Below are 21,648 nucleotides of genomic sequence, written 5' to 3'. Positions count from 1 at the left end.
CAACCGAAACACGCACGTCGCGCGGCTGCAACGCGCGGTTCGTATCCTGAGACGCCATGACTGCCCTCGAACGCGCGATCGCCGACCCCGCCCCCGTCGCGGGCTTCGGAACCCGCTCCCCCGTCGACGGCCTGCAGCGCCGCAGTGTCGGATTCATCGACGTGCTCTCGCAGTCGGTGTCGGCGGTGGCGCCCTCGGCAGCGGCCACGACCATCCCGATCCTGGTGGCCGTGGTGGCCGGTGGCGGCACGCTCTGGGCTCTGGCCCTGGCGATGGTGCTGTCGCTCTTGGTCGGCTCGACCGTGAACCAGTTCTCGCGCCGGATCGCCGCCACCGGATCGCTCTACACCTACGTCTCGCGGGGCCTGGGCACCGGCGCCGGCTTCGTGGTCGGCACCGCGATGCTGATCGGCTACGGCTTCATCGCGATGTTCGCGCTGGCCGGGGCCGGCTACTACGTCGCCATCCTGGTGGCGCGGGTCTGGCCGGGCGCCGGCGACTCCCCCGTGCTCGCGATCGGCCTGATCGCGGCGATGGCGCTCGTGGTGCTGATCGTGATCGTGCGCGGCATCCGTCTCTCGACGCGGGTGACGCTGCTGATCGAGACCGTCTCGGTGGCGATCATCCTGGTGCTCGTGGTGACGCTCCTCGCGCACACCGGGCCGGGCATCGACTGGAGCGCCTTCAGCCTGGCCGGATCGACCCCCGCCACGTTCGCGGTGGGGTCGGTGCTGGCGCTCACGGCGTTCGTGGGGTTCGAGAGCTCGTCGTCGCTCGGCGTGGAGGCCCGGCGCCCGTTCGCGGCCATCCCACGCGCCATCGTGTGGACCGTCATCGTCTCCGGATCGCTGTATCTGCTGGCCACGTACACGCAGATCGTGGGGTTCAGTGCGCTCGGACTGCAGCTGGTCGACAGCGCCTCGCCGGTGAACGACCTCGCGACGGCGTACGGGGTGGAGTGGATGGGGCTGCTGCTCGACGTGAGCATCGCCACCTCGTTCCTGGCCTGCGGGATCGCGTCGACGACGGCGCTCGCGCGGGTGCTGTTCGCGATGGGCCGGGAGGGCGTGGTGCCGCCCGTGTTCGGGGCGACGCACCGGCGCTTCCGCACCCCGTGGGTGGCTGCGGTGGTGTCGGTGCCGGTGGTCGCGGTGGTGCCGATGATCGCCATCCTGCTCGGATCGGGCCTCTGGGAGACCATGCAGGTGCTGATCGTGGTGGCCGCCGCCGGGTACATCACGGCGTACGCGCTGGTGTGCGTCGCGGCACCGGTGTTCCTGCACCGGATCGGCGAGCTCACTCCCTGGGCGGCGGTGCGGGCGGCGGCGGCGGCTGCGCTGCTCGGCGTCGGCCTCGTGGTGTACCTCGCGGTGGAGTTCGCCAGCACGCGCTGGGTGGGCGCCCTGCTGTTCGTGCTGCTGCTGGCCGCCGGATGCTGCTACTACCTGGTGCGGCGTCGCCGGCATCCGTGGCTGCGCGACACCATCGGCGTGTACGACGTGCCCGTGGCCTCCGACGTGCTGGGCGGATGGGTGGGCGAAGGCGCGGGCGCGGGCGCGGGCGATGCCGGCCGCGCCCCGGCCGGCGAGAGCGGGCGGTGGGACTGAGCGGCATGACGGGGACGGCGCGCGAGCGGTCGGAGGCGGCGGGGGCATCGGGGGCGGGAGCGCCGCCGGCGCCTCCTGCCGATCTGCGCGCCCGGCAGCCGAAGGCCGTGCACAGCGCCCTCGCCGTGCTCGAAGAGGTGGCGCGTTGCGGCGCCGGCGTGACCGCGCAGGAGGTGTCGGAGAACCTCCGGATGCCCCGGGCCACCACGTACCGCCTGATCAACCTGCTGGTGCAGGACGAGTACCTGGTGCGGATGCCCGACCTCCGCGGCTTCACGCTCGGCCGCAAGGTGGTCGAGCTCGCGCACCTCGTGGTTCCCGCGCCGCCGCCCCAGGCGGCCGTGGCGGTCGTCGAGGAGTTGCGCGCGAGCATCCGGGGCGGTGTGCATCTGGTGCGCTACGAGAGCGACCGGATGCGGGTGGTCGACGCCGATCCAGACTTCCCGCTGGCCGACGAGCGCCGCCTGCACGGCGAGCTCGACGCCTCGGCGATGGGGCGCCTGCTGGTGGCCGAACTGCTGTCGACGGGGACGCCGCTGCCCGCCGCGATCTCGCCCGCGGTGCGCGACTCCCCCGCGCGACTCGAGGCGCTGTGCCGCACGGTCGCGGCGGAGGGACGCGCCTGGCAGCTCGACGCGTTCACCCCGGGCTTCGGATGCCTCGCGCTGCCCATCCGCGGCCCGCGCGGCGAGCTCGTGGCCGGGCTGACCCTCTCGGCGCCGCGTGTGCGCATCGAGGAGCCGGGTGCGGTGCTGGGGCTGCTGACCGAGGGTGCACGCCGTCTCGCGCCCCTGCTGCGTTAGAGGAGGGCTCGGGCTGCGGCGGCGCCCTCGGGGGTGAAGGTGTAGACGCGGCGGCGGTGGAGCTGGGTGGTGGTGTTCTCCTCCCAGGTGGAGGTGATCCAGCCCTGGCGCTCCAGGCGCTCCAGGATGGGGTAGATCGTGCCCGAGGGGCGGCCCGAGCGCTTCATGATCTCCAGGCCGAAGATCGGGTCGGCCTCGGCGGAGAGCAGGATCGCGAGCACGTCGAGGGTGGGCGCGGTCACCCGCTGCAACGGTTCCATGCGCCCCACGCTATACGGATGACGGCCGGGAGGCGGGCCCGGGTGCACACTGGAGGGCATGGCGGATGCGCGCGGTGACCAGGCGGGATCGGCGGCGGTTCCGGGGCCGGGCGACGCCCTCGACGAGATCGCGTTCCGGCTCGAGCGGGAGCTGGCACCCTCGTTCAAGGTGAAGGCGTTCCGGCGTGCGGCGGCGGTTCTCGATCCGCTCTCCGCCGACGACATCGCCGCCCGGGTGGCCGACGGGCGGCTGCGGCGCACGAAGGGGATCGGCGACTCGACGTTCCTGGTGGTGCAGCAGGCGAGCGAGGGCGTCGTACCCGACTACCTGCAGAAGCTGCGCGATCGCGCGGATCCGGGCAGCGGACCGGGCGACGCGGTCTCCGGCCTGGCGGCACGGCTGCGCGGCGACCTGCACACGCACAGCGACTGGTCCGACGGCACGGTGCCCGTGGAGCTCATGGTGGCCACCGCGCGCCGGCTCGGTCGCGAGTACCTGGCCGTCACCGACCACTCGCCGAACCTCACGATCGCGCACGGGCTCACCGCGGAGCGCCTGCGCGAGCAGCTCGACCTCGTGGCCTCCCTCGACGAACGGTACGACGACATCCGGGTGCTCTCGGGCATCGAAGTCGACATCCTGGAGTCGGGCGAGCTCGACCAGCAGCCCGACCTGCTCGAGCGCCTCGACATCGTGGTCGCGAGCGTGCACTCGAAGCTGCGCGCCGACGAGAAGACGATGACCCGGCGGATGCTCGCCGCCATCGAGCACCCGCGCACCACCGTGCTCGGCCACTGCACAGGGCGGCTCGTGAAGGGCTCGCGCGGAACGCGGCCGCCCTCCGACTTCGACGCCGAGCGCGTGTTCGCCGCCTGCGCCGCCAACGGGGTCGCGGTGGAGATCAACGCGCGGCCGGAGCGGCAGGATCCGCCCGATCCGCTGATCGCGCTCGCCCTGGACGCCGGATGCCTGTTCAGCATCGACAGCGACGCGCACGCCCCCGGCCACCTCGGCTTCCTCGGCCTCGGCGCCGCCCGCGCGGAGACGGCGGGCATCCCGCCCGAGCGCATCATCACCACCTGGGCCGTCGACGACCTCCTGGCCTTCGCCCGCCCCTGACCGCACCGACCGCTCGGGGGTTCGGATGCGCAGGCGGCGATTGCGCTTTCCGAGCGGTCATATATGATGTACGAGAGTCGCCGAAGGAGATCCGCATGACAGTGTCGTCGCCCCTGCAGCCGATCTCGGCGAGCTCCCGAACGGCCCACGTGCTCGAGGTGATCAAGGGCGCCATCCTGAACGGCGAGCTGGCACCGGGGCAGTCGCTGGTCGAATCCGAGCTGGCCGGGCGGCTCGGTGTTTCCAAGACACCGGTTCGCGAGGCGCTCAAGACCCTGGAGAGCACCGGACTCGTCGTCATCCGCCCGTACACCGGCACGACCGTGCGCGCCTTCACCGACGACGACGCCGTGGCGATCTACGACGTGCGGCTTCTGCTCGAGCCCGAGGCGGTGCGCCGCAGCGTCGCATCCGGAGCCTCCTTCGACGACGCGGCCGACGCCCTGGCCCGCGCCCGGGCCGCGGCCGACGGCTCCGAACGCAGCATCGCCAACCGCGACTTCCACCGGGCGCTCTACCGGCACTGCGGCAACCCGCTGCTGCTGCAGACCCTCGACGGCCTGCGCGACCAGATCGCGCTCATCTCGGCCGGATCCTGGGCCCGGAGCGCCTCGTGGCAGCACGAGGCCTTAGAGCACGGACGCATCCTGGAAGCCGCCCGGTCCGGTGACGCCGACGGCACCGCACGCCTCGTGCACCAGCACATCGGCGGGTTCGCCCGACGCCAGATCATCGGCGCCCCCGCCGACCGCGGCCGCACGGACCGCGTCGACACCGCCCGCGCCGACACCGGCAGCACCGAAGCCACGGAAGGGGGATCCGGCTAGAAGAAAGGAGACGGCTCGTTCACCGCCAAGTTCCCGAGCCGCCCCGTCGTTCACCGCTCCGCATGGAGCGACACCATTGCTTACGAAGGAGCAACGATGCTTCACCATGATACAAAGCCCGCCCCCACACCCGCCTCGGCGATCCGCCGCCGGCGGTCGAACATGCGCTGGACGATCGTGGGCTTCTCCGCCCTCGGCCTGACCATCGCGTACCTCGACCGCGCCGCCCTCGCGGTGGCCCTGCCGTTCATGGCCGAGGAGTTCGAGATCGGCCCGGCCATCCAGGGCGTGCTGCTCTCCTCGTTCTTCTGGACCTACGCGCTGTTCCAGATCCCCTCCGGCTGGCTGCTGGACAAGTTCGGGCCGCGGGTGATCTACCCGATCGCCGTCGGCTGGTGGTCGATCTGGACAGCCCTGACCGCGCTCTCGACGGGCGTCGTCTCCACCATCGTGTTCCGGCTCGGGCTCGGCATCGGCGAGGCCCCGGTGCAGCCGGCGAACGTGAAGGTCGTCTCGCGCTGGTTCCCCCGCCGCGAGCGCGCCTTCGCCTCGAGCCTGTTCGACATGGGGCAGCAGATCGGCACGGCGCTCTCGATCCCGGTCGTCACCGCCCTCGCGGTGTTCGCCGGCTGGCGCTTCGCGTTCCTGCTGATCGGCGTGATCGGCGCGCTCTGGGTGGTCGGCTGGCTGGCCGTCTACCGGGCCCCCGAGAAGCACAAGCGGGTCAACGCCGAAGAGCTCGAGTACATCAACTCCGACCAGGGCGAGATGGTGGCCGCGGCCGCGACCGGCGAGAAGAAGCCGTGGCGCGCACTGCTGCGCAACAACCAGGTGTGGGCGCTGATGTTCGGCTACGTCTTCCGCTCGCTGGCCGGCGCCTTCTTCCTCACTTGGTACCCCAGCTACCTGCTGAACGACCGCGGGCTCTCGAAAGAGGAGTTCGGCCTCGTCGGCGCCATCCCGGCCGTCATCGCCATCGGCGCCACCGTGCTCGGCGGCATCGTCTCCGACCGGCTGCTCGCCTCCGGCAAGGTCTCCGCCGGGGCGGCGCGCAAGATCCCGATCATCGCCGGCCTCGTGCTCAGCGCCTGCATCGGCTTCAGCCCCTTCATCGAGTCGAACGTGCTCGTGATGGTGGTGCTCACGGTCTCCAGCGCCGCGCACTCCTTCGCCGGCGCCGCCATCCTGAGCCTGCCCGCCGAGGTGGCGGAGTCGCGCGACACCGTGGGTTCGGTGGCCGGCTTCCAGAACTTCGGATCGCAGCTGGGCAACCTGATCAGCCCGATCGCGATCGGCCTGTTCCTCACCTTCAGCAACAACTCCTACATGGGGCCACTGGTCTTCGCCGCCCTCAGCTGCCTGATCAGCGCCGCGATCTACGGCTTCTGGGTGCGCATCAAGCCGGTCGTGGCGCTCGACGACGTCGACGCCGGCGGCACCCCCCTCACCCCGTCTTCGCCGGCCACCGAAAGGACCCCCTCATGAACCGCGACGCCCTCATCGCGCGCCTGTCCACCGTCGTCGGCATCCCCGTCGTCCCCTACGACGAGACGGGAGCCATCGATCATCCGCTGCTCGCCGACCTGATCCGCCGCCTGGTCGACCGTGGCGTGACCGCGCTCACGCCCAACGGCAACACGGGCGAGTTCTACGCCCTCTCCCCCGAGGAGCGGCGGGCGGTGCTGAAGACGGTGACGGATGCGGCGGCCGGCTCCGCGGTGATCATCGGCGGCGTGGGCCTGGACATCGCGACGGCGGTGGCGGATGCCCGCTTCGCCCGCGATGCCGGTGCCGACGCGATCATGATCCACCAGCCGGTGCTGCCCTACCTCTCGCCCGAGGGCTGGGTGGACTACAACCTCGCGATCGCCGCCGCCGTGCCCGAGATCGGCGTCGTGCCCTACCTCAGCACGCCGATCGTGACCGGGCGGCAGATCGCCCGGCTGATCGACGGCGCACCGAACGTGGTGGCCCTGAAGTACTCGGTGCCCGATCCGGTCGTCTTCGCCACGACCCGCTCCGAGGTGGCCGAGCACACCGCATCCGAGGTGCTCTGGATCGCCGGGCTCGCCGAGTCGTACGCTCCCGCCTACTGGCAGGGCGGCGCGCGCGCCTTCACCTCCGGCCTGGTGAACGTGGTGCCCGAAAAGTCGCTGGCGATGCTCGCCGCCCTGCAGCGCGGTGACGCGGGCGGGGCCGAGGAGCTCTGGCGCAGCATCCGGCAGTTCGAGTACCTGCGGGCGCGCGACCGCTCGGCCGACAACGTGTCGGTGGTGAAGGAGGCCATGCAGCAGCTGGGGCTCTGCCGCCGCGAGGTGCGGCCGCCGAGCGCGCCGCTCACCGCCGCCGCCCGTGACGAGGTGCGCGAGTCGATCGCCGAGTGGGCCACCGCCGGTGCCCCCGTGGGGGCGGGCGCCTGATGCGGATCGAGAGACTCGACACCTACCTGCAGCGGGTGGGCGACCGCCCGCGGGTACTGGTGAAGATCACCACCGACGACGGCGTGGAGGGCTGGGCCGAGGTGTACAACCACGGGCCCGACCTCGCCTTCCCGCCGCTGCTGGAGTACCTGTTCGCGCAGATCAAGGGCATCGACGCACGGCGCACCTCGTTCGTGGCGCAGCTGCTGCTGCAGTCCTCGCGCTTCCCGCCGGGGGCGCTCGGCCTCGCCGCGCTGGCCGCGATCGACCACGCCCTGTGGGACATCGCGGGCAAGGCCGCGGGCCTCCCCGTCTACCAGCTGCTCGGTGGCGCGGTTCGCGACCGAGTGCGGGTGTATGCCGGGCTCTACTCGGCTCCGGATGTGCCCGAGCTGCTCGATCGCACGACCTCGCTGAACGAGAGCCACGGCTTCACTGCCTTCAAGCTGAGCCCGTACCGCGCCGACCTCCACCGGCACCGTTTCGGTGTCGTCGCGGCGGAGCTGGGACGGTACTTCGGGGAAGTGCGGGAGGCGCATCCGGTGGACTGGGAGTTCGCGTTCGACGCGCACGCCTGCCTGTGGTCGCCGCAGCAGGCCGTGGCTCTCGGGGCGGCGCTGGCGCCGCACGATCCGCTCTTCCTGGAGGAGCCGATCCGGCCAGAGTACCTGCCGGCGTGGGCGCGCATCCGCTCGGAGCTGTCGGCGGTGGGCGTGCCGCTGGCCACCGGCGAGTCCCTCTACTCGCCGAACGAGTTCCTGGGCCTGCTCTCGGTGCAGGGCGCCGACATCATCCAGCCCGACATCTGCGTGGTGGGCGGGCTCACCCAGATGGTGAAGATCGCCCACCTCGCCGAGGCGCACTACGTGCCCGTGGCGCCGCACAACCCGCTCGGCCCGCTGGCGACCGCCGCGAACGTGCACTTCGCGGCGGCCACCACGAACTTCTCGATCCTGGAGTTCAAGCCCGACCCGGTGTCGTGGTGCCACGACCCCTACGAGCCGGTCGACGGCCATCTCGAGCTGCGGCCCGACCGGCCCGGCTGGGGAATCACCATCGACGAGCAGGCGTTGCAGCGCGACGACTGGGTGCACTGGGAGCGACGCGTGCCGGTGAAGCCCGACGGCTCGACGGCCTGGATGTGAGAGACGCTCCGCTCCTTCAACCCTCCCCCCACTCCTCCCCAAGGAAAGCGACACGATCATGACCGCTGTCATCAGCACCGACCCGGCTACCGGGCAGCAGCATCCGCTCGACTTCGAGGAGACGGATGCGGCGACGCTCGCCGAGGCCGTCGCCGGCGCCGAGCAGGCCACCCAGCGCCTCGGCGCCCTCGGCCGGCTCGGGCGCGCCGACCTGCTCGACTCGATCGCCGACGCCCTCGAGGCGCGGCGCGACGACATCGTGGCCACCGCCGATTCGGAGACCGCCCTCGGGCCGGTGCGCCTGAACGGCGAGCTCACCCGCACGGCGTACCAGTTGCGGTTCTTCGGCGAGGTGCTGCGCGAGGGCTCGTACCTCGAGGCCGTCATCGACCACGCCGGCGACACCCCGATGGGACCGCGGCCCGACTTGAGGCGGATACTCGTGCCGGTCGGCCCGGTGGCCGTCTACGCCGCCAGCAACTTCCCGCTCGCCTTCTCTGTTCCGGGCGGGGACACGGCGGCCGCGCTCGCCGCCGGCAGCGGGGTCGTGGTGAAGGCGCACCCTGCGCATCCGGCCACCAGCGCGCTCGTCGGCGCGATCATCGCCTCGGTGACGTCGCCGCTCGTGGGCACGGCCGTCGGCGTCGTGTACGGGTACGAGGCGGGGATCGCGCTCGTGCAGCATCCGTCGATCCGGGCCGCGAGCTTCACCGGATCGCCCGGAGGCGGGCGGGCACTGGCCGAACTTGCGGCCGGCCGGCCCGAGCCGATCCCGTTCTACGGGGAGCTGGGCAGCATCAACCCCGTGCTGGTGTCACCGGAGGCCGCGGCCGCGCGCGCCGACTCGATCGGCGTCGGCCTCGCCGGCTCGATCCTCCTGGGCGGGGGCCAGTTCTGCACCAAGCCGGGCGTGGCGCTCGTGCCGGCGGGCCCTGCCGGAGACGCCCTCGTGGCGACTCTCGCAGCCACGATCGCCGACGCCTCCGCCAAGCCGGCGCTGACCGCGGGCATGGCGGCGGCCTACGCGAAGGGGCTCACGGCTCTCGGGGCCGTTCCGGGGGCACGGCTGGCGGCGGGTCCGTCCCGCGCCGCCGATGTCGACGCCGACGCGGCGGCCGGCACCACGCCGCCGGCCCTGATCGAGTTCAGCGGCGACGACCTCGCGCCGCAGCTGGCCGAGGAGACCTTCGGCCCGGTGGCCGTCGTGGCACGCTACCGCGACGACGAGCACGCCGCCCGGATGCTCGCCTCGCTTCCGGGCGCCCTCACCGGCACGCTCTTCCTCGAGCCCGGCGACACCGGCGTGCCCGCGGCGCGGTCGGCGATCTCGGCGCGGGTGGGGCGCATCCTCTACGACCAGTACCCCACCGGCGTCGCGGTGGCCTGGGCGCAGAACCATGGCGGCCCGTGGCCCTCGACCGACTCGGTGCACACCTCGGTGGGCGCCACCTCGATCCGCCGCTACCTGCGACCGGTGGCCTGGCAGAACGCCCCGGCCTCGGAGCTGCCGCCGGAACTGCGCGACGGCGCGGCCGCCTTCCCACGCCGAGTCGACGGCGTGCTGGTGCTGCCCGAGGACTGAGCCGACCCAGCCCGCCCACTCCGGCGAGCCCGGGGCCGGTGGGTGCTGCCGGAAGGCTGAGCCAGCCAGCCCCGTCCACCCCAGCGAGCCCGGGGCCGGCGGGTGCTGCCCGAGGGCTGAGCCGGCCTGCCCTGTTCACTCCAGCGAGCCTGGGGCCGAGTTCCGCCACTGTGGCAGAGCTCGCGCTGAAACTCGCTGGAGTGAACCGGGCCGCGACCACGCGAGGTCATCGCGGGGTCGTGGCGGGTCAGTCGCCTCCGCCACCACCCCCGCCGTCGCCACCGCCGCCGCCGGAGTCGCCTCCACCACCGGAATCACCGCCGAAGCCGCCTCCGCCCCCGGAATCACCGCCGCTGCCTCCACTGTGCCCGCCTCCGTCAGGAGACGGAGTGTGGAAGCCGCCGCCACCGGAGAATCCTGGCGTGCCCTTGTCATCACCGGGCCCACCCCCGTCACCGTCGCCGCGGTGACCGTGCGAGGGGCCGGAGCCCGAACTCCCGGTGTCGACGAAGACGGCTCCCCCGCCCGCATCCGACCGGTCGCGCGCGCCGGACGTGCGGCCGGGCCGCCGCGCGACCCAGGCGATCACCGCCACCACGATGCCGACGGCCATGCCGATGCCGATCCCGAATCCGGCGCCGATCGAAGGCACCAGCATCCCGACGACCACGCCGACGAGCAGTCCGCCGACCACCCCGCCGACGACGTACCGAGCCATCCCCGCGTCTTCTGATTCCCCTGCGCTCATGTGCGCCACCCTAACGACGACGGCCGCGACCCGCACCCGTCCGGGTTGCTGGTCGCGGCCGCCGTCGAGGGCAGGCGAGAACGTTACGCCTGGCCGATGCCGACCTGCTCGGGGGCGACGTCCGCGCCCGGGGCCGAGGGCTCCAGGGCGGCGGCGACGCGAGCCGAGAGGGTCGGGTCGACGTTCGCCCAGTACTGCAGCACACGCTCACGGAGCGACGGGATGGTCACCTTCGAGACGTGCCCGGCGATGTTCGAGACCAGACGGTCGCGCGCAGCGTCATCCAGCACCTCGCGCACGAGGGTGCCGGCCTGGCCGAAGTCGTCGTCCTCCGGGTGCAGCGTGGCAGCCGTGCGCATCAGCTCGCCGTCCGACTCCCAGCCGGAGTCGTCGCCGTGCCGCTCGGGCGAGGCGTGCGGGCCGCCGAACGAGTTCGGCGCGTACACGGGAGCCGAGGCGTCCCGGAAGTCGGTGCGCATCGCGCCGTCCTTCGAGTACGAGTTCACCGTGGCCGCGTGCGGGGCGTTCACCGGCAGCTGCGCGTGGTTGGTTCCCACGCGGTAGCGGTGCGCATCCGCGTAGCTGAAGATGCGGGCGAGCAGCATCTTGTCGGGCGAGGCCGCGATGCCCGGCACGAAGTTCGAGGGCGCGAAGGTGGCCTGCTCGATCTGCGCGAAGTAGTTCTCCGGGTTGCGGTTGAGCTCCATGGTGCCCACCTCGATCAGCGGGTAGTCGCTGTGCGGCCACACCTTGGTGAGGTCGAACGGGTTGAAGCGGTAGGTCGCCGCATCCGCGTAGGGCATGATCTGCACCGAGAGGGTCCAGGTGGGGAACTCGCCGCGCGCGATCGCCTCGGAGAGGTCGCGGATGTGGAAGTCCGCATCCTCGCCCGCGATCTGGTCGGCGGCATCCTGCGACAGGATCTCGATGCCCTGGTTGGTCTTGAAGTGGTACTTCACCCAGAACTTCTCGCCCGCGGCGTTGATCCACTGGTAGGTGTGCGAGCCGAAGCCGTCCATGTGGCGCCAGGATGCGGGCAGGCCGCGGTCGCCCATCAGCCAGGTCACCTGGTGGGCGCTCTCGGGCGAGAGGGTCCAGAAGTCCCACTGCATGTCGTGGTCGCGCAGGTGGCTGCCCGGCAGGCGCTTCTGGGAGTGGATGAAGTCGGGGAACTTGATGCCGTCGCGGATGAAGAACACCGGGGTGTTGTTTCCCACGAGGTCGTAGTTGCCCTCGTCGGTGTAGAACTTCAGGGCGAAGCCGCGCGGATCGCGCCAGGTGTCGGGGCTGCCCTGCTCGCCGGCGACGGTCGAGAAGCGGGCGAGCATCTCGACGGAGGCGCCCGGCTGGAAGAGCGAGGCGCGGGTGTAGGCGCTGACGTCTCCGGTGGTGGTGAAGGTACCGAAGGCACCGCCGCCCTTGGCGTGCACGACCCGCTCGGGAACGCGCTCGCGGTTGAACTGGGCGAGCTTCTCGACCAGGTAGTGGTCGTGCAGCACCACGGGGCCGTCGGCGCCCACGCTCTGCGAGTGCTCGTCGCTGGCGACGGGGGCGCCGGAATTGGTGGTGGTGAAGTTCGCGCCGGTGGGATTCGCGTCCATGGGGTTCTGGGTGGTGTCTGTCATGTCACTCCGCTTGCGTATCGGTGATCGGATGCTGCGACCGGGCCTGGCAGTCGGGGCAGAGCCCCCAGAAGGTCACTTCGGCCGTGCTGATGGTGAAGCCGCCAGTGGAGGACGGCGCGAGGCAGGGGGCCGCCCCGTGCACGCAGTCCACGTCTTCGACGGCGCCGCATCCGGTGCACACCACGTGGTGGTGGTTGTCGTCCACCCGGCGCTCGTAGCGCGCGGGAGACCCCGCGGGCTCGATGCGGCGCAGGAGGCCGGCGCCGGTGAGCGCGTTCAGCACGACGTAGGTGGCCTGCAGGGAGAACCCCGGCAGCGACGCCTGCACACGGCGGTTGACCGCGTCGGCGTCGGCGTGCGGAAAACCCTCGAGGGCCTCCAGCACGGCCAGTCGCTGACCGGTGACCCGGAGGCCGGCATCGCGGATGCGCGTCTCCAGTTCGGTGGTCATGCCTCCGACCCTAGCGGCTATTTATGAATGATTCATAAATATCAGGCATCCATCCGGAATGTTCTCAGGACACCTGTAATTACATCCATTCGTACGCATGAAGTTTCCGAGATCGAAAGAAGAACGCTCATGGCCAGATTCGACAGCAAGGTAGCGATCGTCACGGGAGGCGGAAGCGGCATCGGCGCCGAGATCTCCCGCGAGCTCGCCGCGGAGGGCGCTTCCGTGGTGGTGACCGACATCAAGCTCGAGGCGGCGAAGGCCGTGGTCGACGAGATCGTGGCCGCGGGCGGTTCGGCCGCCGCGTTCGCGCAGAACACCGCGAAGTGGGAGGACTCGGAGGCCGTCGTGGCGTTCGCGCAGGCCACCTTCGGCGGGCTGCACCTGGCCGTGAACAACGCCGGCATCGGCGCCGCACCGCAGACCATCGGCGACTACGACATCGAGGCCTGGAACCGGGTGCGGTCGGTCGACCTCGACGGCGTGTTCTACGGCCTGAAGTTCCAGCTGCCCGCGATCGTGGCGGCCGGCGGCGGCGCCGTCGTCAACATGGCCTCGGTGCTCGGCTCGGTCGGCATCGCGCAGAACGCGGCCTACGTCACGAGCAAGCACGCGCTGATCGGCCTCACCAAGGTGGCCGCACTGGAGTACACCGCGCAGGGCGTGCGCACGAACGCCGTCGGCCCGGGCTTCATCGACACGCCCCTGGTGCGCTCGAGCCTCTCCCCCGAGGCCCTGACCGCGCTCGAGAGCGAGCACGCCTCGCGCCGCCTCGGCACCGACAGGGAGGTCGCCGCGCTCACCCTCTTCCTCCTCAGCGACGCCGCCTCCTTCATCTCGGGCAGCTACCACCTCGTCGACGGCGGTTACTCCGCCCACTAGCACGGGCATCCCGCCGAGACGTCACAATGTGCCCCTAAACCGAAGGAATAGGGGCACATTGCGACTTCTCGATGGGGACGCTAGCCCGCGGGGCACACCGCCAGGTCGGCTACCGCGGGAGTGAGGGTGTTCTCACCGCCGAGGAGGGTGACCCGGGTGGCTCCCAGGGCCTGGATCTGCGCCAGCGTGGTGGCCGGCACGCAGGTGCCGGGCACCGTGAACAGCGGGGCGTCGATCTTCGGGCCGAAGGCCGAGCCGGCCAGCGCATCGGGGAAGTTCGCCCCGGTGGCCAGCAGCACGCGGTCCGCTGCGTCGAAGAAGTAGCCGTTGATCGTCCGCGTGGCCGCGTAGCGGTCTTCGCCGCCGAGGCGCACCGTGTCCGCGATCGACTGCGCCTGGGTGAAGATGCCGGCCGAGACCGACAGCTCCCCGCCGGCGACGACGATCTGCGAGACGCCCAGCTCGTCGAGCAGGGCCGCGGTGGCCAGATCCAGCGTCGGCTTCGAACCGTCGACCAGGATGACCGGACCCTCACCGTCGATCGCCGCTCCCGCCGAGAGGGCATCGGCGAAGGTCGCACCGGTGGCAAGCACGGCCACGTCGGCGCCATCGGGGAAGGTGGCTGCTGCGACGTTCCGCGAGGCCTCGAAGCGATCCGCTCCACCGATCCGGCTGATCTTCGCCAGAGCCGCCAGCTCGATCACGACGGCGTTGCTGACCGTGTTCGTGCCACCGACGATGACGATGTTCGACGGGTTCAGCCGCGTGATCTCGGCACGCACCGCGGGCGGCACCGTGTTCGAGGTCGTGAGCAGGATCGGTCCGTCGGCCTTCGCCGCCGCCGGGGCCGCGGAGAGGGCATCCGGGAACACCGCACCCGAGGCGAGGTAGACGGTGTCGGCACCGTCGGGGAACCCTGCCTTGGAGGTGTTCACGGCGACCTCGAACCGGTCGGCGCCGCCGATCCGGTCGGTCTCGAGGCCCGGGACGACGGTCACGTCGACACGGACGCGCACCTCGGTGCCCGAGGGCGCCGCCGTGAGCACGAGCTCGCTGTCGGCCGGCGCATCGGCCGGAACCTCGAGCGAGACCGAAGCCGCACCGTCGGTCACCGGGATCGGGTCGAACGTCGCCGCCGATCCGGTCCAGGATGCCGTCAGCTCGGTGTTCTGCGGGCTTCCGAGCGAGGTCAGGTCGAGACCCGACACCTCGAAGGCCAGCGTCGAACCGAGCTCGACCGGAGCGGTGGGCGTGCCCGTGACCTGAACGGCCTGGCGACCGAAGTCGGGCGACAGCGGCGAGTTGGCGCCGATGTACGAGATCCACGCATCGCGGTCGATCAGACCGGAGTCGCGGGCACCCGTGCCGTTGGCCAGCTCACGGAAGTTGTCGCCTCCCGAGGTGAGGAAGCTGAACGTGCCGATCCGGTACGAGGCGGCCGGGTCGATCGGCTCGCCGTCGATCCAGATGCCCGTCACGTGCGACCCCTGCGCCGCCGAAGCGTCGTAGGTGTACTGCACGTTGTCGGAGAGGCCGAGCTTCAGGAACGGGCGCGACGGCACGTTGCCCTGCGCGTCGGTCTGCCACTGCTGCTCGAGAACCGTCTTGAACTGCGCACCCGTGAGCGACGTGGTCCAGAGGTTGTTCACGAACGGCAGCACCGCGTTGGCCTCGGCGTAGGTGACGGTTCCGTCGGGCGCGAAGGTGAGATCCGAGCGGAGGCCGCCCGGGTTCACCACGCCGATGGTCGCGCCACCGCGGTCGGGGTCGCTGAGGCTGTCGACCAGCGAGTCGGCCACCAGGTTCCCGAGAGTGGACTCGGAGGCCCGGTCGTCGCGCCCCCCGCCGGCGTAGGTGCCGTCGGGGCCGGTGTAGGCGCCGCCGCTGAACGCGGTGGTGATGTCGGCCGAGACCGAGCCGACCGGCTGGTTGCCGATCTCGGCGGCGACCGCGAGGGCCGCATCCGTTATCTGCTTCACCTCGGCGACGGCCGGGTAGGCCGCCACGAGCTGGGCGTCGAGCGCGGCATCCAGCTCCGCCTGCTCGGCGGGCGTGGCGCCCGTGGCCGCCTTCACCCGCGCCACGTTCTTCGCGGTGTAGCTCTCGAGCTCACCGGTCGAGGCGTCGAGCGTGAGCACGACCTGGCCGATGTTCTCGCCGTAGTTGCCGGTCTGCAGCACGGGGCGGGTCTTGTCGGTGCCCGCGATGGGCCCGTCCCAGGCGTACTGCTTGTGGGTGTGGCCGGTGAAGATGGCCGCGACCGCGGGGTCGGTGTCGTTCACGATCTTCGCGAACGCGCCGCCCTGGGCGAGCTCCTGCTCGAGGGTCGCGCCCTCGACCAGTCCCGCGCCGGCACCCTCGTGGTAGCTGGCGATGATGACATCCGCCTCGCCGTTGCTCTCGTCGCCGTCGGTCAGTTCGGCCGTGACGCGGTTGACCGCGTCGACCGGGTCGCCGAAGTCGAGACCCGAGATGCCGGCCGGGGTGACCAGCGTCGGGGTCTCCTGCGTGATCGCACCGGCGATCGCGACCTTCAGGCCCGCGACCTCCTCGATGGCGTACTCCGGCAGCGCCGGGGTCTCGGTGCCCTTGAGGTAGACGTTCGCGCCGAGGTAGTCCCACTTCGCGTTCGGGTCGTCGTCGGATCCGATGATCCGGTCGGTCAGATCGGCGAAGCCCTGGTCGAACTCGTGGTTGCCCACGGCGCTCGTCTTCAGGTCGAGCGCGTTCAGCACGTCGATCGTGGGCTGATCCTGGGCGACGCTCGAGGCGAAGAGGGAGGCGCCCACGTTGTCACCGGAGGAGATGAACAGCGAGTTCGGGTTCTCCGCCTTCAGCTGCTCGATCGTGCCGGCGAACTTGACCGTGTTGGCGTCGATGCGACCGTGGAAGTCGTTGATGTCGATCAGGTTCAGGTCGACGGTCGTCGGGGCGGCCTCCCCGAACGAGTAGCCGACGATCACCGGATCGTGGTCGCTGGAGCGGAACACGCTCTCGTCGTAGAAGTTCGTCGCGTTGTAGTTGAAGCGGCTGTACTCCTTGGCGATCGACTCGCCCGAGTTGATGTTCCAGATGTCGACGCCGTCGATCTTCGCGTCGGCCGAGGGCGAGGCGAAGATGTGGTCGAGCGAACCGCTCTGGCCGTCGAAGGAGTAGCTGTACGACCCGGTCTTGGAGCCCTGGTCGACGTAGCCGGCGTCGGTGATCGCCACCGCCGGGTCTTCCTGCGTGTAGGCGTTGAAGTCGCCGATCAGGAAGACGTCGCTGGTGCCGAGCTCGCTCTGCAGGTCGTCGGAGAAGGCCAGCAGCGCGTTCGCCTGAGCGACGCGGGAGGCGTTGGAGGCGCCCTGACCGTCGCCCTGGTCGGCGTCGGCGCCCGATCCGGAACCCTTCGACTTGAAGTGGTTGACGATCGCGATGAAGGCGTCGTCGTCGGTGGTGGCACCGGCCGGCTTGAACTCCTGCGCGAGCGGCTGACGGGCGTTGGAGAACGCCGGGTCGATCAGCACGTGCGAGGAGCCGACGGGCTCCACGGCCGCCTTCTGGTAGATGAAGGCGGTGCGGATGACGTCTTGCGCGTCGAGCGCGGGCAGCTGGTCGGCCGCGGGAGAGGGCACGAAGGCCCACTCCTCGCTGCCGGCGGCCTCGTTCAGCGCGTCGGTGAGGGTGCTGAGCGCTGCGTCGCGGTCGTCGCCGAACTTGACCGAGTTCTCGATCTCCTCCAGCGACACCACCTCGGCGCCGAGGCCGTTGATGGCGGCCACGATCTTGGCCTGCTGGCGCTCGAGGTCGTCGGCCTCCGCCGCACCTCGGGCGTCGCATCCGGAGTTCACCGTGACGTTGTCGCCCTCGCGGTCGGTGTAGAAGGTGCAGCCGGTGAGCGTGTCACCGGTGGTGGTGAAGTAGTTCAGCACGTTGAAGCCGGCGACCTGGATGTCGCCGCCGAGGGTGGCCGGAGCCTGCTCGCGCACGTCGCTGAAGGTCGCCGGCAGAGCGCCGTCGGCCGTGAGCTGCGTGGTGGGCTGGAACTTCCAGGTGCTGTTGCGGTAGTCGAAGATCACCGGGCTCGTGAACGAGACCGCGGAACCGACCGTGATCGCCGCGTCCTGCGTGAGGTACGGCAGCGGGGTGTTCTTGTTCTCCGTCGAGCCCAGGAAGTTGAGGCTCGCGCCGTCGTCGAGCGTCACCGCGCGGGCGGCGTTGTCGGCGACCGCTGCGGTGTACTCCGGGGTGCCGGGGCGCGCGATCTCGGTGGGGGTCAGCAGCGGGGTGCTGCCGGATGCCAGGCCGATCTCGGCGTACTGGTTGGTGGAGTAGGTGTTGCTCACCGTGAACTCGCCCTGCGGAGCGAGCAGCATGCCCTCCAGCGACTCGCGCTGGCCGGCGTCGGCGGGCAGCGCCACCGTGGCGGGCTCCGGGGCGGTGACGGTGGAGGCGTCGAGCTTCACCAGCCCGTCGGCGCTCGAGACGCTGATCTGGCTGAGGTCGAAGTACTCGCTGACCGGGCCGGTGACCTGCACGTAGTCGCCGACGGCGACGGATGCGGCGGTGGCCGGCGAGTAGACGAACAGCGCGTCCGAGGCGGTGTGGGTGGCGAAGTCGATCGCGCCGCCGGTCCCCTCGGTCTGCAGGTAGAAGCCCGCGAAGCCGCCGGTGCCGTAGGCCGCCGTGACGACGCCCGTGGTGGTGACGGTCTGGCCGGCGAGGGGCGAGGCGGCGCCCGAGCCCTGGATGTCGGCGATCGAGGTGATCGTCGGGTCGGTCGGATCGGTCGGGTCGGTGGGATCCGTCGGGTCGGTCGGATCCGTGCCCCCGCCGGAGTTCTGCGGCGTCACGGTCGCGGTGGAGACGAAGTCGGCCGCGTTGCTGTCGGTGTCGGCGAATCCGGTGCGCGCGAGCGAGTTGGGCGTGCCGTTGGGGCCGTCGACGACCGCGACCGCGCCCTCGAAGGTGTTGGAGGTGCCGTAGCCGAGCAGGTCGACGATGTCGTCGGCGCCCGTCACCGATCCGGTCGCCGGGGCCAGCGCGGTTGTGGTGTCGGCGAGGATCAGCGTGCCGTTCGTGCCCGAGGGGTTGATGGTGCCGCCGAGGTCGAGATCCGGCGTGGGCAGAGCCTCGCCGTTCGCGGCGTTGCCGTCGATCTGCACGAGGAAGTAGCCGTCGGGAGCGATGCTGCCGGTGAGCGGCGCGACGCCGTTCGCGGCGCCGGATCCGCCGGCCGAGCGGTACTGCAGCGACCAGCCGTCGAGCGACACCGCGGCCTCGCCCGGGTTGTAGAGCTCGATGAACTTCTTGGCGAACGGGGCGCCGGCGCTGCCGCCCTTGAGGTAGGCCTCGTTGATGATGACGCCGGCCCCGTCGACACTGGCGGAGGCGGATGATGCGACGCCGACGAGGGGTGCTGCGAACAGCGCACCTCCCGCGATCGTCGCGAGAATCGCTTTCGCGGTTCTCCAGGCGGATGCAGACATGGAACTCCTAGCAGTCACGGCTCACACGGATTCGGCCATGCTAGGGGGCCCCAGTAACGAAAGGAAGACTGAACATTTCATTCAGGTAAATTAAGTGGAACTGAAGATATGTCACCCCCTTGGGGGTCAAAAGACTAGCGCAGAGGGGCATCCGGACGCAAGGAATACGCCCCCCGGACGGGTTACATTTCGGTTAACGTCCGTGGGCCGCGCGGATGCGCCGCCGATCGCGCGCACTCGGGGAGTGGCGCAAGCCCCTACCTCTGCGCGAGCACCCTGGGTAGTCTGTGGAGACCGCATCGAGGCGGGCGCTCGCACCGGTCCGCCTGCTCGCGGCATGCAAACATCACTGTCTGATCGTGGGGGTCGCTGTGACAGGTGGGGCGCACGGCGGCGACGGCCGGGGGATGCGGGTCGTCGGGGCCGACCGCCACGTCGACGAGGTGTTCGGGCGGCTGGCCGCGGGCGGGAGCGTCATCGTCACCGGAGCGCTCGGCTCGGGCAAGAGCTTCTTCTGCCGGGCCGTCACCGAGCGCCTGCGCCAGGCGGGAATCGACCCGGCGCTCGTGCGGGCGGCGTCTCCGCTCACCAGCGTGCCGCTCGGCGCCCTGATCGCCTCGGGCGACGAACGCCTGGTGCGCCTGGCGACCGAGGCGTCCCGCGCGGTCGAGGAATCACCCCCGCTGGTCGTCGTCATCGACGACGCCCAGGCCCTGGACGCCGAATCGGTCGACGTGCTCGGCCGGGCGATCACCTCCCGGCGGGTGGCGGCCCTGCTGGCCCTGACCGCCGACCCGGCCGGGCGGCACGGCCCGAGCGCGCCCGAGGCGCTCACCGCCCTCTGGCTCGAGGGCGACGCCGCGCGCTACGACCTGCACCGGCTCGAGTCCGACGACGCCGGCGACCTGATCGCGCAGTTCGGTGGCGACGATCTGGACTCCGTCACCCAGGCGGCCCTCTTCGTGCGCTCCGGCGGGTCGCGGATGCTGCTGCGGGAGCTCGTGCGCGACGCCCTGGCCGCGAGCCAGGAGTCGCTGGATCCGCTCGACCCGGCGCGCGAACTGCCCGCCGGCGCCCGCCTCGCCGATGTGCTCACCGCTGTGCTCGCCGAGTACTCCCCGGACGAGCGCCTCGCCCTGGCCGTGATCGGCCGGCTGCGCGGAATCGAGTTCGCCGCCGCCTCCCGCTCCATCGAGCCCTTCGTGATCGACACGCTGATCACCAGGCGCGCCGTGTTCACCGATCGCACCTCACTGAAAGGCCTGTACGCGAACCACTCCCTCGCCAAGGCGGCCGAGAGCCTGCTCGGCGACGGAGAGCTCGACGACGCGCTCGACCTCGCCGCCGTGCGGGCGCTGGCCGCGGCCGATCCGGCCTCCAGCGTGCCGATCTGCCGGCTGCTGGCCGCGAACTGGCATTCGATGCGGCCGGGGGTGCCCGGGCCGGAGGCGGTCGATCCGGCCCTGCGCATCCGCATCCTCGCCGCCGCCGCCCGCAGCGTGAACGGCCTGGGGCGAGCCGACCTCGCCGAGGCCTACGTGCAGCTGGCCCGGCAGAGCGGCGACGCACCCGCACTGCAGCTCGAGGCCTCCCGGGCGCATGCCCGCGAGGGCCGTTTCGCCGAGGCGGAGGCCGAACTGCGCCGCCGGGAACCCGCCGCGATGCCGGTCGCCGATCTGCGCCGCCTGGTGCGCTGGTGGTCGAGCCTCAGCGCGTGGACGGCGCTCGGGACGAGCCTCGACGACATCGCCGGATGGCTGGAACGGGCGGGCATCGACGACCCCAGCATCCTCTGCGAGATCGAGGTGCAACGGGCCGAGACCGGCTGCCTCGACCTGGACTGGCCGGCCGTGTCGGCCCACGCCGAGGCGGTGGTCGCCGAGCCCTCGGCGCACACCCTCGCGCGGGTGCGCAGCTCCCTCCTCGCCGCGCTGGCCGTGTCGGAGCTCGGGCGCGCCGACGAGGGCGAGGCGACCTTCCACGCCGCCGCGCGCGCCAACCGCGATCCGGTGACCGATCAGCCCGTGTCGATCGTCGCCGAGCTCACCGTGATCCTGTTGCAGGGCATAGCCGCCTTGTTCGCCGGTGTCGGGCCCGGCGATCTGCGGCCGCGGCTGCGGGCCGCCACCCTGCTCGCCGCCGAGCGCGACGACCGCACCGCGCTGGCGCTGGCCGGCATCGCGTGGGGCACGGTGCGGGGGGCCCTCGCGCGCGATCCGCAGCGCACCGAGATCGAGTTGCGTGCCGCCCTCGGCCGTTTCGAGCGACTGGAGTTCGCGGTCTGGCGGCCGCTGGTGGCGCACATGCGGGCCTCCGCGCTGGCCCGGGCGGGCCGGCCTGCCGAGGCCGAGCGCGTTCTGGCCGAGGTGGGTGAGCAGCTCACCCGGCAGCATCGAGTGCACCGCTACAGCCGCCTGGTGGCCGAGGCCGAGGTCGCGGCGGCGTGGGGCGACCTCGGCGGCGCCCAGGCGATCGCCGAGCGAGCGGTGCGGGAACGCCATGCCGGGAGGCCGGATGCCGGCGCCGGCGGAGAGACCACGCCCATTCCCGAGTCTGCCGAGGACCGGTGGCGTCGTCGTCGCTTCGATCCGGCCTCTCCGGGCTCGCCGGCCTGGCCGGGCTCGCCGGCCTGGCGGGGTGCGCAGGCCGGGCGGGGACCGGCGGCCGCGCCTCAGGATGCCGCCGCCGTCGCGCCCGGGCCGGGCTG

General features: G+C 71.6%; 15 protein-coding genes. 10 read left to right on the top strand and 5 right to left on the bottom strand.

Annotated features, from left to right (window positions below):
- Window positions 1-56: 56 nt before the first annotated feature.
- Both Q0D75_RS14120 and Q0D75_RS14115 read left to right on the top strand, forming a co-directional pair.
- Window positions 57-1,607, top strand: coding sequence for an APC family permease (locus tag Q0D75_RS14120; protein WP_291054540.1), 1,551 nt, complete (start codon window positions 57-59; stop codon window positions 1,605-1,607).
- 5 nt (window positions 1,608-1,612) lie between these two features.
- On the top strand, window positions 1,613-2,410 hold the full coding sequence (locus Q0D75_RS14115) for a helix-turn-helix domain-containing protein (RefSeq protein ID WP_291054537.1): 798 nt from the start codon (window positions 1,613-1,615) through the stop codon (window positions 2,408-2,410).
- Here Q0D75_RS14115 and Q0D75_RS14110 read toward each other — a convergent pair.
- The gene (locus Q0D75_RS14110) at window positions 2,407-2,670 is read right to left on the bottom strand and encodes a PadR family transcriptional regulator (RefSeq protein ID WP_291054534.1); all 264 of its coding nucleotides are present in this window, start codon (window positions 2,668-2,670) and stop codon (window positions 2,407-2,409) included. The two genes, Q0D75_RS14115 and Q0D75_RS14110, sit on opposite strands and share 4 nt — an antisense overlap.
- Before the next feature lie 58 nt (window positions 2,671-2,728).
- Between Q0D75_RS14110 and Q0D75_RS14105 the strand changes: the two genes are divergently transcribed.
- From Q0D75_RS14105 to Q0D75_RS14080, 6 genes are all read left to right on the top strand, one after another.
- On the top strand, window positions 2,729-3,790 hold the full coding sequence (locus Q0D75_RS14105; RefSeq protein WP_291054531.1) for a PHP domain-containing protein: 1,062 nt from the start codon (window positions 2,729-2,731) through the stop codon (window positions 3,788-3,790).
- Window positions 3,791-3,885: 95 nt separating this feature from the next.
- The gene (locus Q0D75_RS14100; protein WP_291054528.1) at window positions 3,886-4,617 is read left to right on the top strand and encodes a GntR family transcriptional regulator; all 732 of its coding nucleotides are present in this window, start codon (window positions 3,886-3,888) and stop codon (window positions 4,615-4,617) included.
- 96 nt (window positions 4,618-4,713) lie between these two features.
- Window positions 4,714-6,102 carry an MFS transporter gene (locus Q0D75_RS14095; protein WP_291054525.1) on the top strand — a complete coding sequence of 463 codons (1,389 nt, stop codon included), beginning with the start codon at window positions 4,714-4,716 and terminating at the stop codon, window positions 6,100-6,102.
- Window positions 6,099-7,037 carry a dihydrodipicolinate synthase family protein gene (locus tag Q0D75_RS14090; RefSeq protein WP_291054522.1) on the top strand — a complete coding sequence of 313 codons (939 nt, stop codon included), beginning with the start codon at window positions 6,099-6,101 and terminating at the stop codon, window positions 7,035-7,037. Before Q0D75_RS14095 ends, Q0D75_RS14090 begins: the two co-directional genes overlap by 4 nt.
- Window positions 7,037-8,182 (top strand): mandelate racemase/muconate lactonizing enzyme family protein, encoded by a 1,146-nt coding sequence (locus tag Q0D75_RS14085; protein ID WP_291054519.1) that lies wholly within the window; start codon window positions 7,037-7,039, stop codon window positions 8,180-8,182. The genes Q0D75_RS14090 and Q0D75_RS14085 overlap by 1 nt, the downstream gene beginning before the upstream one ends.
- Window positions 8,183-8,240: 58 nt before the next feature.
- Window positions 8,241-9,764, top strand: a complete 1,524-nt coding sequence (locus Q0D75_RS14080) for an aldehyde dehydrogenase (NADP(+)) (protein ID WP_291054516.1) — start codon at window positions 8,241-8,243, stop codon at window positions 9,762-9,764.
- Window positions 9,765-10,011: 247 nt separating this feature from the next.
- Here the strand turns inward: Q0D75_RS14080 and Q0D75_RS14075 are convergent, their stop codons facing one another.
- From Q0D75_RS14075 to Q0D75_RS14065, 3 genes are all read right to left on the bottom strand, one after another.
- Window positions 10,012-10,512, bottom strand: a complete 501-nt coding sequence (locus tag Q0D75_RS14075) for a hypothetical protein (protein WP_291054513.1) — start codon at window positions 10,510-10,512, stop codon at window positions 10,012-10,014.
- A gap of 83 nt (window positions 10,513-10,595) precedes the next feature.
- Window positions 10,596-12,137, bottom strand: a complete 1,542-nt coding sequence (locus Q0D75_RS14070; RefSeq protein WP_291054510.1) for a catalase — start codon at window positions 12,135-12,137, stop codon at window positions 10,596-10,598.
- A 1-nt stretch (window position 12,138) separates the two neighbouring features.
- Window positions 12,139-12,588 carry a Fur family transcriptional regulator gene (locus tag Q0D75_RS14065; protein WP_291054507.1) on the bottom strand — a complete coding sequence of 150 codons (450 nt, stop codon included), beginning with the start codon at window positions 12,586-12,588 and terminating at the stop codon, window positions 12,139-12,141.
- A 129-nt stretch (window positions 12,589-12,717) separates the two neighbouring features.
- On the opposite strand from Q0D75_RS14065, the gene Q0D75_RS14060 reads away from it, so the two are divergent.
- Entirely contained in the window at window positions 12,718-13,470 is a 753-nt protein-coding gene (locus Q0D75_RS14060) for an SDR family oxidoreductase (RefSeq protein ID WP_291054504.1), read from the top strand.
- A gap of 80 nt (window positions 13,471-13,550) precedes the next feature.
- Here Q0D75_RS14060 and Q0D75_RS14055 read toward each other — a convergent pair whose 3' ends face one another.
- A complete protein-coding gene (locus Q0D75_RS14055; protein ID WP_291054501.1) occupies window positions 13,551-18,941 on the bottom strand; it encodes an ExeM/NucH family extracellular endonuclease in 5,391 nt (1,796 codons plus the stop codon).
- Window positions 18,942-19,300: 359 nt separating this feature from the next.
- Here Q0D75_RS14055 and Q0D75_RS14050 point away from each other — a divergent pair.
- Window positions 19,301-21,648: ATP-binding protein (locus Q0D75_RS14050; RefSeq protein WP_291054498.1), on the top strand; the 2,348-nt coding region annotated here is incomplete at its 3' end.

It is taken from the genome of Herbiconiux sp. (genome assembly GCF_023264855.1).
GTDB lineage: Bacteria > Actinomycetota > Actinomycetes > Actinomycetales > Microbacteriaceae > Herbiconiux.
The sequence above is the reverse complement of the archived record's forward strand: the minus strand, read 5'-3'. Positions and strand labels throughout refer to the sequence as shown.

Coding starts and splice junctions, on each gene's coding strand:
- Q0D75_RS14120 (WP_291054540.1), top strand. CDS start 57: ATGACTGCCCTCGAACGCGCGATCGCCGACCCCGCCCCCGTCGCGGGC.
- Q0D75_RS14115 (WP_291054537.1), top strand. CDS start 1,613: ATGACGGGGACGGCGCGCGAGCGGTCGGAGGCGGCGGGGGCATCGGGG.
- Q0D75_RS14110 (WP_291054534.1), bottom strand. CDS start 2,670: ATGGAACCGTTGCAGCGGGTGACCGCGCCCACCCTCGACGTGCTCGCG.
- Q0D75_RS14105 (WP_291054531.1), top strand. CDS start 2,729: ATGGCGGATGCGCGCGGTGACCAGGCGGGATCGGCGGCGGTTCCGGGG.
- Q0D75_RS14100 (WP_291054528.1), top strand. CDS start 3,886: ATGACAGTGTCGTCGCCCCTGCAGCCGATCTCGGCGAGCTCCCGAACG.
- Q0D75_RS14095 (WP_291054525.1), top strand. CDS start 4,714: ATGCTTCACCATGATACAAAGCCCGCCCCCACACCCGCCTCGGCGATC.
- Q0D75_RS14090 (WP_291054522.1), top strand. CDS start 6,099: ATGAACCGCGACGCCCTCATCGCGCGCCTGTCCACCGTCGTCGGCATC.
- Q0D75_RS14085 (WP_291054519.1), top strand. CDS start 7,037: ATGCGGATCGAGAGACTCGACACCTACCTGCAGCGGGTGGGCGACCGC.
- Q0D75_RS14080 (WP_291054516.1), top strand. CDS start 8,241: ATGACCGCTGTCATCAGCACCGACCCGGCTACCGGGCAGCAGCATCCG.
- Q0D75_RS14075 (WP_291054513.1), bottom strand. CDS start 10,512: ATGAGCGCAGGGGAATCAGAAGACGCGGGGATGGCTCGGTACGTCGTC.
- Q0D75_RS14070 (WP_291054510.1), bottom strand. CDS start 12,137: ATGACAGACACCACCCAGAACCCCATGGACGCGAATCCCACCGGCGCG.
- Q0D75_RS14065 (WP_291054507.1), bottom strand. CDS start 12,588: ATGACCACCGAACTGGAGACGCGCATCCGCGATGCCGGCCTCCGGGTC.
- Q0D75_RS14060 (WP_291054504.1), top strand. CDS start 12,718: ATGGCCAGATTCGACAGCAAGGTAGCGATCGTCACGGGAGGCGGAAGC.
- Q0D75_RS14055 (WP_291054501.1), bottom strand. CDS start 18,941: ATGTCTGCATCCGCCTGGAGAACCGCGAAAGCGATTCTCGCGACGATC.